Annotated in this window: 15 protein-coding genes; 7 read left to right on the top strand and 8 right to left on the bottom strand. The window is 45.4% G+C overall.

Features of this window, described 5'->3' with window-relative positions:
* Nucleotides 1–24: 24 nt before the first annotated feature.
* A complete protein-coding gene (locus ABHV44_RS01175; protein WP_459072804.1) occupies nucleotides 25–1,215 on the bottom strand; it encodes a PKD domain-containing protein in 1,191 nt (396 codons plus the stop codon).
* On the bottom strand, nucleotides 1,208–1,771 hold the full coding sequence (locus tag ABHV44_RS01180) for an RNA polymerase sigma factor (protein ID WP_459072805.1): 564 nt from the start codon (nucleotides 1,769–1,771) through the stop codon (nucleotides 1,208–1,210). Before ABHV44_RS01180 ends, ABHV44_RS01175 begins: the two co-directional genes overlap by 8 nt.
* A gap of 279 nt (nucleotides 1,772–2,050) precedes the next feature.
* Between ABHV44_RS01180 and lepA the strand changes: the two genes are divergently transcribed.
* Together lepA and ABHV44_RS01190 are read left to right on the top strand one after the other, a co-directional pair.
* Nucleotides 2,051–3,838 carry a translation elongation factor 4 gene (gene lepA, locus ABHV44_RS01185; protein ID WP_459072806.1) on the top strand — a complete coding sequence of 596 codons (1,788 nt, stop codon included), beginning with the start codon at nucleotides 2,051–2,053 and terminating at the stop codon, nucleotides 3,836–3,838.
* 430 nt (nucleotides 3,839–4,268) lie between these two features.
* Nucleotides 4,269–5,147: a coiled-coil domain-containing protein gene (locus ABHV44_RS01190; protein WP_459072807.1), complete on the top strand. Its 879-nt coding sequence runs from the start codon at nucleotides 4,269–4,271 to the stop codon at nucleotides 5,145–5,147.
* 23 nt (nucleotides 5,148–5,170) lie between these two features.
* On the opposite strand, the gene ABHV44_RS01195 is transcribed toward ABHV44_RS01190, so the two are convergent.
* The gene (locus tag ABHV44_RS01195; protein WP_459072808.1) at nucleotides 5,171–6,034 is read right to left on the bottom strand and encodes a hypothetical protein; all 864 of its coding nucleotides are present in this window, start codon (nucleotides 6,032–6,034) and stop codon (nucleotides 5,171–5,173) included.
* Between the two features lie 43 nt (nucleotides 6,035–6,077).
* Between ABHV44_RS01195 and ABHV44_RS01200 the strand changes: the two genes are divergently transcribed.
* From ABHV44_RS01200 to ABHV44_RS01220, 5 genes are all read left to right on the top strand, one after another.
* A complete protein-coding gene (locus tag ABHV44_RS01200; protein WP_459072809.1) occupies nucleotides 6,078–6,458 on the top strand; it encodes a YraN family protein in 381 nt (126 codons plus the stop codon).
* A 71-nt stretch (nucleotides 6,459–6,529) separates the two neighbouring features.
* Nucleotides 6,530–7,426, top strand: coding sequence for a pseudouridine synthase (locus ABHV44_RS01205; RefSeq protein ID WP_459072810.1), 897 nt, complete (start codon nucleotides 6,530–6,532; stop codon nucleotides 7,424–7,426).
* A gap of 58 nt (nucleotides 7,427–7,484) precedes the next feature.
* Complete coding sequence (locus ABHV44_RS01210; RefSeq protein ID WP_459072811.1) at nucleotides 7,485–8,207, top strand: polyprenol monophosphomannose synthase; 723 nt, start codon at nucleotides 7,485–7,487, stop codon at nucleotides 8,205–8,207.
* The gene (locus ABHV44_RS01215; protein WP_459072812.1) at nucleotides 8,204–9,550 is read left to right on the top strand and encodes a dihydroorotase; all 1,347 of its coding nucleotides are present in this window, start codon (nucleotides 8,204–8,206) and stop codon (nucleotides 9,548–9,550) included. The genes ABHV44_RS01210 and ABHV44_RS01215 overlap by 4 nt, the downstream gene beginning before the upstream one ends.
* Nucleotides 9,547–9,936 carry a DUF4296 domain-containing protein gene (locus tag ABHV44_RS01220; RefSeq protein ID WP_459072813.1) on the top strand — a complete coding sequence of 130 codons (390 nt, stop codon included), beginning with the start codon at nucleotides 9,547–9,549 and terminating at the stop codon, nucleotides 9,934–9,936. Before ABHV44_RS01215 ends, ABHV44_RS01220 begins: the two co-directional genes overlap by 4 nt.
* Here ABHV44_RS01220 and ABHV44_RS01225 read toward each other — a convergent pair.
* The 5 genes from ABHV44_RS01225 to ABHV44_RS01245 are packed head-to-tail and all read right to left on the bottom strand — an operon-like array spanning nucleotide 9,930 to nucleotide 15,717.
* The gene (locus ABHV44_RS01225; protein ID WP_459072814.1) at nucleotides 9,930–10,931 is read right to left on the bottom strand and encodes an NAD-dependent epimerase/dehydratase family protein; all 1,002 of its coding nucleotides are present in this window, start codon (nucleotides 10,929–10,931) and stop codon (nucleotides 9,930–9,932) included. The two genes, ABHV44_RS01220 and ABHV44_RS01225, sit on opposite strands and share 7 nt — an antisense overlap.
* Before the next feature lie 43 nt (nucleotides 10,932–10,974).
* A complete protein-coding gene (gene rlmN / locus ABHV44_RS01230) occupies nucleotides 10,975–12,033 on the bottom strand; it encodes a 23S rRNA (adenine(2503)-C(2))-methyltransferase RlmN (protein WP_459072815.1) in 1,059 nt (352 codons plus the stop codon).
* A gap of 57 nt (nucleotides 12,034–12,090) precedes the next feature.
* The gene (locus ABHV44_RS01235; protein ID WP_459072816.1) at nucleotides 12,091–14,001 is read right to left on the bottom strand and encodes a tetratricopeptide repeat-containing sensor histidine kinase; all 1,911 of its coding nucleotides are present in this window, start codon (nucleotides 13,999–14,001) and stop codon (nucleotides 12,091–12,093) included.
* Nucleotides 14,002–14,024: 23 nt separating this feature from the next.
* Nucleotides 14,025–14,501 (bottom strand): hypothetical protein, encoded by a 477-nt coding sequence (locus ABHV44_RS01240; RefSeq protein WP_459072817.1) that lies wholly within the window; start codon nucleotides 14,499–14,501, stop codon nucleotides 14,025–14,027.
* Between the two features lies 1 nt (nucleotide 14,502).
* On the bottom strand, nucleotides 14,503–15,717 hold the full coding sequence (locus ABHV44_RS01245) for a phosphoglycerate kinase (protein ID WP_459072818.1): 1,215 nt from the start codon (nucleotides 15,715–15,717) through the stop codon (nucleotides 14,503–14,505).
* Nucleotides 15,718–15,774: the final 57 nt, after the last annotated feature.

Consider the following 15,774-nt stretch of genomic DNA (forward strand, 5'->3'; position numbering starts at 1 on the left):
GGGCTAACAAATATATGGTTTTATCTATCTCGTAAGAGTAATCACCTTTTGCTGTGTTGTAAGTGGATCCCCATTGGTTGCTATTGCTTTGACCACCACTACATATTTGCCTTCAGGAGCTGGTGCTCCATTGGGCATTTCCCCACCCCAGTCAGTCTGATCTGCGTGGGATTGGAAAATCTGCTCACCGTCCAAAGTGAACACTCTTACAGTATAGCTTTCAATATTTTTTGACTCCTTAAAATCTATGGAGTAGTATTCGTTTTTTCCATCGCCATTTGGGCTGAAGACGTTTGGCAAGACCAGTTTTGGTCTTCCAAAGACTTCAACTTGTTTTGTAGATTCTTTTTCAGATTCACCTCTCCGCACTCTGAGCTTCACAGTGTAATTGCCTTCGCTCGCGTAAGTATGGTTCGCGATTGGCGCGGAAGTAACTTCCGTTTTTCCATCACCAAAGTTCCAGATATACTGATCTGCCGAGGCATCGTTCGCTTGTAGCGAAACCTTCAGTGGCGATTCGTCAGAAACATTAACCGCGAATGTACTCTTCAGTGGAGTTGCAGTTGTTTGATCTGTGCTTTCTTGCTGGCCCTTCGAATCTTCACCTTCAACAGACGCATCCTCATTTGATGGCGAACCTTCCTGATCTCTTGTAGTTGAAGCAACAGAGTTCCCGGTTTCTTCGTGGACAACAGGTTGATTAGCCGATTGCTCAATCGCTTTTTCGTTGGTACTCTTTACTTCTGAATTTTCGGAAGTAGGTGCTATTTGCTTAGCTACATCATCTTGATTCGTTGCCGTTTGATTTTGAGAGTCACTGTCGATTTGCTCCTCAACTTTGGAGATAGCAGATGAGTTAATTTCTTCCTCATTCACAGCACTTTCCTCTTTTGCAGCCTTTTCAGAAGCATTTGTTTCTTCCTGAACTTGCTCAGTTTGTTCTGATGCAACAGGCTTGTCTACAGTTTTTGGAGAATCTCCAATTGTGGAAACCGCTATGACAACGGCTGCACTAACGCCAATTACTCCACCGGCAACCCAGGCCACATTCGAAGAAATCCAGCTGGTAATTGATGAACCTCCAGCAGCTCCTCCACTTGCACCGGCATTCATCCCAGACTCAATTCCAGTCCAGGCTGATGGTTTCACGGGTGCTTCGAAATTTTCGAAAGCATCCTGAAAAACTTCTCTTATTTTTTCGTCTCCTTTATTCAACTCTTTTTTCTTTTTTCTCCGGTGCTTCAATCTGCTTTCTCAAGTGAGCCTTTGCCTTAAGAAACTGCGTTTTAGAAGTGCTTTCGCTAACTCCCAGTTCTTCGGCAATTTCTTTGTGGCTAAAGCCTTCAATTGCAAATAAGTTAAACACCGTTCTGTATCCCGGAGGCATTGTTTTTATCAGCTCCAGTAATTCTTCGGCAGCCAGTTCGTCCAAAATCGTGTGCTCCTCGTTGCTGAGGTGAACCATTTCTGTGACGTCTTCTGAAAACTGCCATTTTTTATTCTTTCTAATGTGGATGAGCGCTGTGTTAATCATGATCATCCGAATCCATCCGCCCAGCGGGCCCGTTGCTTTAAATTGGTTTATCTTTTCAAAAACCTTGATAAACCCTTCTTGCAAAATATCTTCAGCATCTTCATAACTATTTGCGTATCGCACACAAACACCCATCATTTTTTGAGCAAACAGATCGTACAGCTCGCGCTGTGCCGCTGGATTTTTCTTCAAACATCCGTTTACTATCTGCTCTTCCGTCATTTTGATGTGATTCATTGATACAGGTGGATCGCAAATAGTTGCCTACCTGACACATTTATTTCAGGGTGAATTTCTGTTGTAAAAAATTACGCAAAATAATTCCCTTTTTGCAGATGCATCAATTCGCTCCACAGTTGTTTCAATAACACCTGCCTTTCGATTACTTTTGCATACCGCTTTGGCAAATCGAGTCGATTGATTTAGTGTTTGAGAGAAAGAAACTAAACGACTGATAACACTGGAAAACCCAAGATCAAAATTTCGAGAAGCGGCCAAAAAACGAATAGAATTACGATGAAGAATATCCGCAACTTTTGCATTATCGCTCACATTGACCACGGAAAAAGTACGCTCGCAGACCGTCTTTTACAAAACACTGGCTCGGTGGACCAAAGACAAATGCAAGAGCAACTGCTTGATGACATGGATTTGGAGCGCGAGCGCGGAATCACAATTAAGAGCCACGCCATCCAAATGATCTACAAGGAAGATGGTCAGGACTACGTTTTCAACTTGATTGACACTCCCGGACACGTTGATTTTTCTTACGAAGTATCGCGATCAATTGCAGCTTGCGAAGGCGCCCTGTTGATTGTGGATGCTACTCAGGGAATTCAGGCCCAGACCATTTCCAACCTGTATTTAGCATTGGAACACGACCTGGAGATTATTCCGGTGCTCAACAAAATGGACCTAGCCAGTGCGAATCCCGAAGAGGTAACCGACCAGATTGTTGATCTCATCGGTTGTAACCCCGAAGATGTAATTCGCGCCAGCGGCAAAACAGGTGACGGTGTAGATGAAATTCTAAGAGCAATTGTGGAGAGAATACCGGCACCAGAAGGAGATCCTGAAGCACCTTTGCAAGCCATGGTTTTCGACTCTGTTTTCAATTCCTTTAGAGGGATTATCGCTTACTTCCGAATAATGAACGGAACCATTCGCAAGGGAGACGAAGTGAAATTCCTAAATGCAAACAAAAAATACCACGCGGACGAAATTGGAAACCTGGGGCTTACGATGGTTCCCAAAAAAGAGCTGAAAGCTGGAGATGTGGGTTATATCATCTCGGGAATCAAGGTTGCCAAAGAAGTGAAAGTCGGTGACACCATCACGTTGGTAGACCGCCCGTGCAGTCAGGCAGTGAAAGGTTTTGAGGACGTTAAACCGATGGTTTTTGCAGGAATTTACCCTGTGGACACAGAAGAATACGAAGATCTGCGCGCTTCACTCGAAAAGCTGCAATTGAACGATGCATCGCTCGTTTTTGAACCAGAAGCTTCGGCAGCACTTGGGTTCGGTTTCCGTTGCGGATTCCTCGGAATGCTCCACATGGAAATCGTTCAGGAAAGACTCGAGCGCGAGTTCGACATGACTGTTATCACTACAGTTCCAAACGTTTCGTACACGGCTTACCTGAGCGATGGCGAAGTGAAGCAAATTCACAACCCGAGCGACATGCCAGACCCATCAAACCTGGATTACGTTGAAGAGCCTTACATTGGAGCTTCTGTGATCACAAAGGCAGACTATGTCGGTTCGGTGATGAATCTCTGCATCGAAAAGCGCGGAATTCTTAAAAATCAGGTTTACCTCACTTCTGATCGTGTGGAACTCAATTTTGACATGCCCCTGGGTGAAATCGTTTTTGATTTTTACGACAAACTAAAAACGGTTTCGCGCGGTTACGCCTCGTTCGATTATCACCCAATTGGCTACAAAAAGTCGGATCTGGTGAAAATGGACGTGCTGCTAAATGGTGACCAAGTGGATGCGCTCTCAGCTCTAATCCACCGCGACCATGCTTTCGACCTTGGTAAAAAGATCTGTCTTAAATTGAAGGAATTGATTCCGCGTCAGCAATTCGAAATTGCTCTGCAGGCGGCAATCGGTGCAAAAATTATCGCTCGTGAAACTGTAAAAGCGGTGAGAAAAGACGTTACAGCGAAGTGCTACGGTGGTGACATCACTCGTAAGAGAAAACTGCTGGAAAAGCAGAAGGCCGGTAAGAAAAGGATGCGTCAGGTTGGTAACGTAGAAGTTCCACAAGAGGCATTCCTCGCTGTTCTCAAGCTCGATTAGCGAATTCTGCCACAGGTTTTTGACACTCCGGGTATTTTTCTCCACAGCAGCCAACTCGTTCACAGTTCTGCTCACACTGCAAATTTGGACGATTAGCTGTCATGCTCTCGGGGGAAATGAAGCACTTTGGTTAAGCAATTGAATTGGAAAAACGATGAGGTTTTTTATGCCTTCTCACTGTTTGTGAGCCCTGCGTTGCCCGGTTTTACTTACGATTGTACTATTCCGCTTAAAGATGCGTTCACCTACTCACTTCTTCGAAAACAGGCCGGGGCTAATCTAGCAACACTCATCTTCGAGTATTCTCGATAACCTTTTTAATTTGGCACATTATTTCGTTGACATTTGGACACAGTTATAAAAAATAATTCCCCGGTTTTCACCGGGGCATAAAACGAGAAAATCATTCAAATCAACAATTGAACGAAGCATGAAGAATAACAAGGCTTATATCATAGTAATCATCCTTCTCCTTCTTGTGGTGGGATACCTTGGATACGAGGTTTCTCAAAGAGGAAATACAATTGAAACTCAAGAACAGGAGTATTCTGAGCTCGATGCCGAAAGAGATAAGTTGGAAGTGGATCTCATGAAGATGAGAATGAGCTACGATACGCTCAACACTGAAAACAACCAGCTCATGGCAGAGATGGATGCTCAAAAACAAGAAATAGACGAGCTTCTCGATAAATTGAGAAACAGAAACTGGAGCATTACCAAACTGAAGAAAGAGGCTTCAACACTGAGAGACATCATGCAGGGCTACGTTGTCACCATCGACTCTCTGAACACGCTCAATAAAGAGCTGATGGCTGAGAATGAAAACATGAAGACTCAGGTGACCTCGGTGCAGAAGAAAAATGAAGAGCTGGAAAACAGACAGGAGAACATGGAAAAAATCATTGAAACCGGTCAGACTTTACAAACTGACAACATCAATGCACTGGCGATTCGACTGAGGAACAGCGGTAAGCAAACCGACACGCGCAGTTCGCGAAGAGCAGAAATGTTCAGAACCTGCTTTGTTTTGAGAGAGAACAAAATTGCTCCTGCCGGAAAAAAGACGATTTACCTCAGAATTATTGACCCGAATGGTCAACTCATGAAATCTGACGAGCAAAACGATACCAGAATGTTCGATGGTGAAGAGAAGGCTTACTCAGTTTCCAGAACCATTGACTACAACAACCAGGAGACGGATGTTTGTATCTTCTACACTCTTCAGGAAGAACCTCCGGGAGGTGATTACAAAATCCACATCTACGAAAACAATACGCAAATCGGGACTGCAGATCTCAGCTTGAGGTAATCGTAGACCCTTTTCAAATTCATTTAAGGTCGGAAGTTCTCTTCCGGCCTTTTTTTGTTTCGCTTCACAGGGACGTAAAAGCCCAGAGAAATAGACCTCTCGGTAAACCACACCGAATGACTGGCTCTGGAAGGAAGGTGATCTTGTATCAACACATCTGGCAGATTGGCAAAACCATGCTGCAGTCGAAACTGTAAAAAGCCGTTTGTGAAGAACTCAAACCGAAATCCAAATTGTGCGCTGAGGGCATAGCCTGAAACGTGTGGACGATTTCGATGATGAACATTGAAAACCCTCGTATCAGTCCATGGAATCATAGCTCCGGCAGAGAAAGCACCCATGAAATTCAATGCGTGACGCTGATTCTCAGAAACCCACGCTTCCTGCAGGTGATCAATGGTGAGGTTCACAAAGTTGAACCCATCGGAATGCTCGAACTCCAGAAATTTTGGATCGAGCCTGATGCGATCGTAATGGTACACACCGTCAAATTCTTCAGACTGATCCTGATCGATAGTACCTGTTATCCTCACCTCCTGATTGGTTAGCAACTTATATTTCATGTGGTCCCAACCAAAAGAAATCGAATTGCGATCAGAGATGAAAAAACCCACTCTAAAATTGAACTGAGGAACGGTCATCTTTCGTGGATTCAGATAAACTGACGGATCCCATTCTTCGGGCATGTCGAGGGCCACAACATCGTGCAGAGTGAAGTCAAAGCCTTCACCGGAAAAGTGTATATCGCTCTTTCCGTAAGTAGTGCGATTGTAGCCCCATTGCATCCAAACATTACCCTTTCGATCTAAGACAGACTGAGAAAAAACCGACTGACTAATTGAGATCAAAGCAACTAGCAGCACAAAATAGCGAAGTACTGATTTCATGTTTGGTTGAAAATTTCGGCAAATTTATCCTAATTTTATTCTTATGTCTTATGATTTCGAACAAGATACTACCAAGCAAAAAGGAGATTCCGGAGAGTCACATGCCGTGCAACATTTAAAAGACCTGGGCTACGACATTTTAGAGCGCAACTGGCGCTTTGGCAGGCTGGAGGTAGACATTATCGCTGAGACCAAAAATCGAATTGTGATTGTGGAAGTCAAAACACGAACCAGCGACTACCTTGGCGATCCGGCCATGGCTGTAACTGTCAAAAAGCAAAAGCGACTGGTGAAAGCGGCCAACGCCTACATCATTGAAAACGACATCGACAAAGAGGCGAGGTTCGATGTCATTGGGATCATTAAAAATCAATCCGGTACCGACCTGAAACACATAGAAGGTGCATTCTATCCGCTTTTGTAAACTTTAACCCAACTGGCACAGTCTATTCTTAGAATCACCCTATCTTTGCAGACCCAAAATTTTTGAGGATCATGAGAGGAAGAAACAACAACAGCAAAAGAAAGCCGAAGCTCAAACCGATGGGCCAAAAGGACGATAAGTCCAAATCAAAAGCCAAAGGCAAGTCCAAAAGCATGCCTAAGCGCCCGGCCAAAAAAATGGAAGTACCTATTCGTGACCTCAACCCTCGCAAGGCAAAACCCAAAGTTGATGACGGACTCATTCGCCTCAACAAATATATCTCCAACGCAGGAGTTTGCTCCAGAAGAGAAGCCGACACGCTGATAAAAACCGGAGTGATTTCGGTGAACGACAAGGTGGTAACCGAACTTGGAACGAAAGTAAAAGAAGACGATGTAATAAAAGTTGATGGAGAAACCATCAGCCGCGAAACACAGCGTTACGTCTTGCTGAACAAGCCCAAGAACTTCATCACAACCATGGACGATCCCGAAGGAAGAAAAACAGTGATGCACCTCATCAAAAAGGCTTGCAAAGAACGCATCTTCCCGGTTGGCCGACTAGACAGAAACACTACCGGTCTATTGCTTTTCACCAACGATGGCGATCTCGCCAAGCGACTCACTCATCCAAAGCACGGCTTCAGAAAAATCTACCACGTAGAATTAAAAGAGAAAGTAAAGCCAAATCACCTGAACATGATCCGCGAAGGAATCGAACTCGAAGACGGTTTCATTAAAGCCGATGAGATCGATTTTGTAGGTGACGGTCAGGACATGCACCAGGTCGGAATCGAAATCCACTCAGGAAAGAATCGCATCGTAAGACGCATTTTTGAACATTTTGGATACTCAGTCAAGAAGCTCGATAGAGTGATGTTTGCCGGATTAACTAAAAAGGATATTCCTCGTGGAGAGTTCCGCCATCTCACAAAATCTGAAGTCGGATTCCTTAAAATGATCCGTTAATTTCCTCGTTCGCTGAGGTATCTGATTTGACCTATATTTGTCGCCCAACTCGCAAACATTGCCGGATAGTTTAGTCATCATACCTACCTACAATGAAAAGGAGAACATCGAGCGTATTGTGCGCAAAGTATTCTCCCTGCCTCACCCATTCGAGATTTTGGTGGTGGATGACGGCTCACCAGATGGCACTGGCAACATCGTCAAGCAGTTGCAAAAAGAATTTTCTCAGCTTCATATTCTGGAGCGCTCTGGAAAACAGGGTCTGGGCAGGGCTTACATCGCTGGTTTCTACTGGGCCATCGAAAGAGAGTACGACTACATTTTCGAAATGGATGCCGACTTCTCTCACAACCCGGAAGATTTGATTCCCCTTCGCGAAGCTTGCCACTCAGGTGGTGCCGATGTGAGCGTGGGCTCGCGCTATGTTAAAGGCGGCAATGTTGAAAACTGGCCTACCAATCGGGTTTTGATGAGCTACTTCGCCTCAATTTATGTGAATTCCATTTTGTGGATGGGCGTGAGAGATTGTACTGCGGGATTCAAGTGTTACAAGAGAAAAGTCCTCGAAACCATTGATCTAGACAACATCAAGTTCATAGGCTACGCCTTTCAGATTGAGATGAAATACACTGCCTGGCGTCACGGTTTTAAAATCAAAGAAGTTCCTATTACTTTTATAGACAGAGAGTTTGGAGAATCAAAAATGAGTCTCGATATTTTCAAAGAAGCGTTTATTGGAGTATTAAAAATGAGATTTAAAAAAATCAGGAGGCGAAAATGAGTAAGTCAGTTTTAATCAGCGGAGCAAAAGTTGTGAACGAAGGAAAAGTTCAGGAACTGGATGTCCTTCTGGAAGGTGAGTTCATCAAAAAAGTTGCGGAGCCAGGAAAAATAAATCCTGACGAAGCACAGGAAGTCATTGATGCCAAAGGCAAGCACCTTTTCCCCGGATTGATTGACGATCAGGTGCATTTTAGAGAGCCGGGGCTGACTCACAAGGCAGAGATCAAAACAGAGTCGCGAGCGGCCGTTGCCGGTGGTGTCACTTCTTACATGGAAATGCCCAACACCGTTCCGCAAGCACTTACTCAGGAATTACTACAGGACAAGTACGACCGGGCCGAAGAGGTTTCTGCTGCCAACTACAGCTTCTTCATGGGTGCCTCCAACGACAACCTCGATGAGGTACTCAAAACTGACGGAAAAAAAGTTTGCGGAGTAAAAGTTTTCATGGGTTCTTCCACCGGAAACATGCTGGTTGACAACAAAAAAACACTCGAGGGAATCTTCTCAGAATGCCCGCTTTTGATCGCCACCCACTGCGAAGATGAAGAGACCATAAAAGCCAACGAGGCGAGCTACAGGATTAAATACGGAGAGGACGTTCCGATTGAGTGCCACCCGGAAATTAGAAGTGCTGAAGCCTGCTACAAATCTTCTTCCATGGCAGTAGAGTTGGCAGAAAAACACGGAGCGCGATTGCACATCCTCCACATTTCTACCGCTCGTGAAACAGAGCTTTTTAGAAATGACATCCCGCTGAAAGACAAGAAAATCACGGCTGAGGCTTGTATTCATCATCTTTTTTTCAACGACAGTTTTTACGAAACTAAAGGGACACACATCAAGTGGAACCCCGCGGTGAAAACTGAGGAAGACCGCAAGGCTATTGTAAAAGCGGTGCTCGACAACAAAATTGACGTGATAGCAACGGATCACGCTCCACACACCTTGCAGGAGAAAAACAACAAATATTTCTCAGCTCCGTCTGGTGGTCCGCTGGTTCAGCACTCACTCGTCTCTTTGCTGGAGCTTTACCACCGCGGTGAAATTCCCCTTGAGCGCATTCCGGAAAAAGCCAGTCACAATGTGGCCGAAATGTTCAAGATCAACAAAAGAGGTTTCATTCGAGAAGGATACTTTGCCGACCTCACCCTTGTTGACCTCAACAGCCCCTGGACTGTGACTACAGAAAACATTTTGGCAAAGTGCGGGTGGTCGCCTTTCGAGGGCTACTCGTTTAAATCTGCCGTAAAGAAAACCTGGGTGAACGGAAACCTGGCTTACGACAATGGAGAAGTGAACGATTCCGTTAGAGGAAAAAGACTCACCTTCGACAGATGATAAAAAAGCTCGCGTTTCTCTGCCTCTTCTCTGTGCTTTTGGTGGCTGCTTGCGGTGAACAGCAAGAAGAACAAAAAATTGCCGAAGGGGTGATGAGCAAAGAGAATTTTACAGAAGTACTGACTGACGTTCAGCTTCTGGAAGCTTCCATGCGTCAGCGATTTATCCGAGACGAAGATCCAAAATTGCTCTACCCGATCTACTACAAACAGATTTTCGAAAAACACGAAATTTCGGAGGAAGAATTCAAAGAAAGTCTCGAATACTGGTCTGGTCAGGATGAAGAGATGACGGGGATTTATGACAACGTCATTGAAAACCTTTCACTGATGTCCGATCCTGATTCGGTGAATGCCGACACCGATTCGGTAAAAGTCGATCAGTAGTTTTTTCTCAGGAAAGCCACGGCATTTTCTACCGCTTCTACCACTGGAATAAAATCAATTTCTAATTCCTTCTTAGCCCTCGCATTGTCGTAGAAAAAATCGTGAGGGCTGGAGCGAACACTGTCTCTTGTCACAAGCGCTTTCTTTCCTGTGAGCTTTTCTAGCAGCCACATTGCACGAGTTGCCAGCTTTAGAAGCCACGGCTTGGCTGCAACAGAAGGTGGTTTTTTCCCCAGCTTATTCGCCATGGTGTCCAGCAACTCCTTAAACTTGAGATTCTCAGAAACGAGTATAAAACGTTTTTCAGAAATGTCACTTTCAGCTAGTCTGATCATGGCCTTGCTCACATCACGGGCATCTACAAATCCGTTGGTTCCGGTAGGGTAGAATTTCAAGCCGCTATCCACTTTGCCCAGCAAGGCACCAGAACTTCTCGATGAATCTCCCGGGCCGATAACCACTCCGGGATTCACCATTGCGGCAGAAAGCCCTTCTTCGATTCCTCGCCAAACTTCATTCTCGGCAGCGTTTTTTGTCACTGCATACTTGGTGTTGAAGGACCCTGATTTCCAGGTAGAGTTTTCATCGATGTGCTCTCCAGCTTTGTTGCGACCCAGAGCTGCCACACTGCTGGTGTAAATCAATTTTTCGACTCCCACGGCCATGGCCACGTTCACCACGTTGGCAGTACCTTCCACATTAATCTTAAACATCTTTTCTTCATCGGAAGGATGAAACGAAACCACCGCTGCGCAATGGAATACCCGGCTAACATTGGTCATTACTTCTTCCAATGCAGGCACATCTGTCACGTCCGCATCGACCCATTCAATTTTAGAAAAAAGAGATTCGCACTGGTAAAATCTGAAGAGATCCTTCACCACAGAAATGTCACTGGTCTTGCGTTTCATCGCTCGAACAGACTCGCCTTTTTTCAACAAGTCGATCAAAAGGTGAGAGCCTATGAGTCCTGTGCTACCCGTGACTAAATTCATGCTGCGAAGAAAAGGTTAAAATCGAAACGGGCGAAAATTGAAATCATGCTTTTACGGCAGCTTTGTTTTTGTTTGCCAGCTGTCCACATGCAGCATCAATGTCTTTCCCTCTGGATCTGCGAATGTTGACTACCAGGTTGCAGCCTTCGAGGTATTCGGCAAAAGCGTCAACTTTTTCAATATCCGCTTGCTCAAATTCACCTCCGTCAATCGGATTGTATTCGATGATGTTGATCTTGCAAGGAACATTTTTGCAGAATTCTGCCAGCTCGCGGGCGTCTTGAATAGAATCGTTGAAATCGCGGAAGATGATGTACTCGAAAGTGACGCGTGTCCCGGTTTTGGAGTAGAAATACCTGAGCGCTTCGGCCAGCGTTTCAAGATTGTTCGACTCGTTGATAGCCATGATCTTGTCTCGCTTCTCGTCATTTGCTGCGTGGAGAGAAAGAGCGAGGTTCACTTTGGTCTCGTCATCGCCCATTTTTTTAATCATCTTGGCAATTCCCGCTGTAGAAATGGTGATTCTTTTAGGGGACATGCCCAATCCATCAGGACTGGTGATTCGATCTACCGACTGCATTACATTCTTGTAGTTGAGCAAGGGCTCGCCCATTCCCATGTAAACGATATTTGAAAGCGGAATTCCGTAGCGATTTTCAGACTGATCACGAAGAGCAACCACCTGATCAAAAATTTCTCCTCCCGAGAGGTTACGCATCAAATCGAGCTTGCCGGTAGCGCAAAATTTGCAGGCCAGGCTGCAGCCAACTTGCGAAGAAATGCAGGCAGTCATTCGCGAAGTAGTTGGAATCAAAACTCCTTCAACCACTTTCCCGCGATCGATTTCAAATGCACACTTGACCGTTCGGTCGTTGCTCACTTGCAAGTCTCCAATAGTGATTCCTGTTAAATCGAATGATTCCTCAAGCATCGCTCGTGTGGACTTCGAGAGGTTGGTCATCTCCTCGAAGCTGTGAGCCGCTTTTTGCCAAAGCCACTGATAGACTTGTTTTGCACGGAAAGGTTTCTCGCCTTTTTCTACAAAAAAATCGGTGAGCTGCTCGAGACTGAGCGATCGGATATCTTTTTTGCGTATTGCCATAAGCGACTGCAAATATACGGGTTAAAAAGAGCCCTCAAGACATTGAGGTTGCTGTGATTACTTTGCGCGTCCTACAATCAGCTCTACCATGGTTCCGGCAGGCTGGCCTTCCTGATCATTAAGATCGTGAATTTCGAAGCTGGTGCTGACCTTCTTTAATTTGCTGTAGAGGTCCAATCTCCTCCTTGTAGCCTCCAATCCGAAGGAACGATGGTTTTTCACCTTCTCGCGATCAATTTTTTGAGCGGCTTCTCTTCCCACCCCATTATCGATCACTTTGCAGACAATCCGCTTTTCATCACCCTCCACCTTTATGGTAAGTCTGCCTGGCGTTTTTCTGTTCATCAGGCCGTGCCAAATGGCATTTTCTACGACCGGTTGCAACACCATTGATGGGAAAAGCTCTGCCTCAGGTTCTATGCTTTTTGAAACCTCAATTTCTGTTTCAAAGAAATCATCGGAGCGCATTTTCTCCAGATCTATGTAAAGTGAAAGCAGCTCGAGCTCCTTTTTGAGCGGTATGGAAGGATTCTCAGAATTTGAGAGCACCAGCCGCATCAAACGGGCAAATTTGCTGTGGTAAGAAATGGCCACTTTCTTGTCATCCGTCATGATGGACGCCTGAATGGAATTGAGTGCATTGAATAAAAAGTGTGGATTTATCTGGGCACGCAGTGCTTTTTGCTTAAGCTCCATTTCCTTGTAGTCGCTTTTGATCCGATTTCGCTGGAACAGGAAAACAAAGGCCAGCACTACAACAGCGAGCAAGATCGCCACGAGGATGGAGATTTTCATTCCGGCTTCCGCTCTTTCCTTTTGCTTTTCACTTTCGAGGTTCTCTCGCTTCAGCTGAGTGGTCTCATACTTTTCTTCGAGCTCTGCAATTCGCGCTTCTTTCTCGGCATTCACCAGGCTGTCTTCAATGGCCTTGTAGTTTTCAAAATATTCGAGTGCGCTTTCGTAGTCGCCATCAATTTTTGCCGCTTCAGAAAGAATGTAGTAGTGGTACTCCACCGCTTTTGGATAGTTGATTTCCCGGGCTACTTTCATTGCTCTGCGGGCGAACTCGGAAGCTTCAGCAGCATTTTTTAAATCGAGGTGAACCAAACCGAGGTTGGTCAGGATTTTCACATCAAGCTCCTTGTTGTCGAGTGGCTCGCTTAGTTCCAGTGCCTCGTAGAGATAGTCCAGCCCTTTTCTCGAGCTATCCTGCTGGTAGTAAAGAATACCTATGTTGATGTTGCACTGGGCCTGGGCTGCATCATTTTTAAGGTCGCGATTAAGCTCCCGCGCCTTTTCGTAGTAAATCATAGCCGAGTCGTACTTCGTCTCGCTTTTGTAGATAATTCCCAGGTTGTTGTAGGCACTCACCAGACTTTCATAATCCTTTCCTTCCAGGTGAGCTTCCAATCTTTTCTTAAAGTAAGTCTTGCTCTTGTCGAGCTGTCCGAGCAAAAAATAGCTTCTGCCCAGCAAGTCAAAAGCTCTCAGTTTTTGGTGTTCCTCATCGACTTTGCGCGAAGCTTCAAGCGCGGAAAAGGCATTCTCTACAGCCATCTCATACTTTCCGGCTTTCATGAGGCTGCGGCTGTAGTTGACGTAGATCTCGGGGTAAATTTTTTCAACTTTTCTCGATTGAGCTTCCTCCAGCAGCTTTTCGAAAGCCTCGATCTGCTCCGAATTATTTTCGAGAAGTTGGATTTTCTGAATCCTGCCCTGGAATTCGAAGTAAGGAAGACCCTCCTTTTTGGCTGTTTCTATCACCTCATCGATCAACTCCGCCTCACCTTCCTTGTCATCGAGAAAAACGATGAGATCGATTTGAGCCTTAAGCCGATCCTCTGTCGATTGCGCATTTTCAACTCGCTGCTGAAGTGAGTCCAGCTGGGGAAAAGCACTAAAAGGGAAAAATAGAAGTGCGCAGGAAAGGAGCAGCATTTTCCAAAGTCTTGGTAGCACTGAGTTCATAGATAGTGGTTTGGTAAAGGTTACTAAATCAACTCAAGGCAAAGCAAAATTCCATACAACTCGGGGATTGAGATCTCGCCCTCAACGGTGTAGAGAATATCGAACACTGCCTCCTGGTCTCCTTCGTAAATGTATCCGTTTTTGAATGTATATACCACATCCAAAGGAAAATTACTGTCTCCCTTGTAAATTTTACCATTTCGGTAAGTGTAGAGCACATCTCCACTAAACTGGCTGCGATCTGGAAGTAGCCTCCCCTCATCAACATTGTACATCACATCGAATGTGGAAGTGGAAAAACCCTTGTAAATCTTGTTGTCGGAAATGGTAATCAAAGCCGAATTCCAGACGTTCGACTGGTTGGGCATAATGTGACCACCCTCGATGGTGAGCACTCGTGTGCCGTAAAAAACCTCACGCTCGGGATATACCGCAGCATCCTGAGCAACAGCCGCAAAGCTGGAAAATAAAAATGCTATGAGAAGTGTGCAGCGACTCATTCTACTCCTCCTCTGCGCTGGCCAGGCTCGCTGACTTGATGGCTTTTATTCCAGGTAGCTCTTTTCCTTCGAGATACTCGAGCATAGCTCCACCGCCTGTAGAGACGTAGCTCATTTTTTCTCCGAGGCCATATTTTGAAAGTGCCGCTACGGAGTCGCCTCCACCCACGAGTGAGAAGCTTCCCGCCTGCGTGGCGTCAGCAATTGCTTCAGCTACTTTTTTGGTTCCGGTCTGGAAGTTTTCCATTTCGAAAACACCCATCGGGCCATTCCACAAAATGGTGCGTGAGTGAAGAATTGTTTCAGCAAACTTTTTGGTGCTGGCAGGACCGATGTCCAGTCCCATCCATCCATCGGGTATTTGCTTGATGTCACAAGTTTTGTGATCGGCATCGTTGGCAAACTTATCTGCGATGATGGCATCGGTAGGCAGGAGGAAATTCACTCCGCTTTGCTTTGCCAGATCCATAATATCGAGAGCTGTTTGTAGTCGCTTGTCTTCGGTGAGGCTTGAACCGATACGGCCCTTGAGAGCGCGGATAAAAGTAAAAGCCATTCCACCGCCAATGATCATATTGTCCACCGAGTCCATGAGGTTTTCGATGATTTCTATTTTGCTACTCACCTTGGCTCCACCGATAATCGCAGTTACGGGTTTTGTAGATCCGTAGAGCACTTTATCGATGTTCATAATTTCTTTTTCCATGAGAGCACCAAAGAGTTTGTCGTGCTCGAAGAAGCGTGCAATAACAGCTGTGGAAGCGTGCTCGCGGTGAGCTGCGCCAAAGGCATCGTTTACAAAAACATCTCCGTGCTCGGCAAGCTGACCGGCAAAGAACTCATCGCCCTCTGTTTCTTCTTTATGAAAGCGAACATTTTCCAAAAGTGCTACCTCACCTTTCTTGAGTTGGGCAGTTTGCTCCAGCGACTTTTCACCAACGCATTCATCCACAAACATTACTTTTTTACCGAGCAGCTCCTCGAGCTCGGCAACTACTTGTTTCAAAGAGTACTTTTCTTCATTTCCTTTTGGCCTTCCAAAGTGAGACATCAAGATTACCCGACCTCCGTCTTTTGAAATCTTCTTAATCGTTGGCAAAGCAGCTTTGATTCTGCTGTTGTCTGTCACCTTGCCGTTTTCGTCAAGAGGAACGTTAAAATCTACACGAACAAGCGTGCGTTTTCCTGAAAAATTGTAGTCCTGAAATGTGCTCATGGTATAATGTTTTTGGGTGTTCTCAACCAAAGGTAGAGAATATTTGGTGTTGACAAG

Origin of the sequence: Halocola ammonii, assembly GCF_049334165.1 — a bacterium.
GTDB lineage: Bacteria > Bacteroidota > Bacteroidia > Flavobacteriales_D > Sanyastnellaceae > JBEGHD01.

Bases quoted from the DNA above. Each gene is read 5' to 3' on its own strand.
- ABHV44_RS01180 (WP_459072805.1), bottom strand. From the start codon at position 1,771: ATGAATCACATCAAAATGACGGAAGAGCAGATAGTAAACGGATGTTTG.
- lepA (WP_459072806.1), top strand. From the start codon at position 2,051: ATGAAGAATATCCGCAACTTTTGCATTATCGCTCACATTGACCACGGA.
- ABHV44_RS01190 (WP_459072807.1), top strand. From the start codon at position 4,269: ATGAAGAATAACAAGGCTTATATCATAGTAATCATCCTTCTCCTTCTT.
- ABHV44_RS01195 (WP_459072808.1), bottom strand. From the start codon at position 6,034: ATGAAATCAGTACTTCGCTATTTTGTGCTGCTAGTTGCTTTGATCTCA.
- ABHV44_RS01200 (WP_459072809.1), top strand. From the start codon at position 6,078: ATGTCTTATGATTTCGAACAAGATACTACCAAGCAAAAAGGAGATTCC.
- ABHV44_RS01205 (WP_459072810.1), top strand. From the start codon at position 6,530: ATGAGAGGAAGAAACAACAACAGCAAAAGAAAGCCGAAGCTCAAACCG.
- ABHV44_RS01215 (WP_459072812.1), top strand. From the start codon at position 8,204: ATGAGTAAGTCAGTTTTAATCAGCGGAGCAAAAGTTGTGAACGAAGGA.
- ABHV44_RS01220 (WP_459072813.1), top strand. From the start codon at position 9,547: ATGATAAAAAAGCTCGCGTTTCTCTGCCTCTTCTCTGTGCTTTTGGTG.
- ABHV44_RS01225 (WP_459072814.1), bottom strand. From the start codon at position 10,931: ATGAATTTAGTCACGGGTAGCACAGGACTCATAGGCTCTCACCTTTTG.
- rlmN (WP_459072815.1), bottom strand. From the start codon at position 12,033: ATGGCAATACGCAAAAAAGATATCCGATCGCTCAGTCTCGAGCAGCTC.
- ABHV44_RS01235 (WP_459072816.1), bottom strand. From the start codon at position 14,001: ATGAACTCAGTGCTACCAAGACTTTGGAAAATGCTGCTCCTTTCCTGC.
- ABHV44_RS01240 (WP_459072817.1), bottom strand. From the start codon at position 14,501: ATGAGTCGCTGCACACTTCTCATAGCATTTTTATTTTCCAGCTTTGCG.
- ABHV44_RS01245 (WP_459072818.1), bottom strand. From the start codon at position 15,717: ATGAGCACATTTCAGGACTACAATTTTTCAGGAAAACGCACGCTTGTT.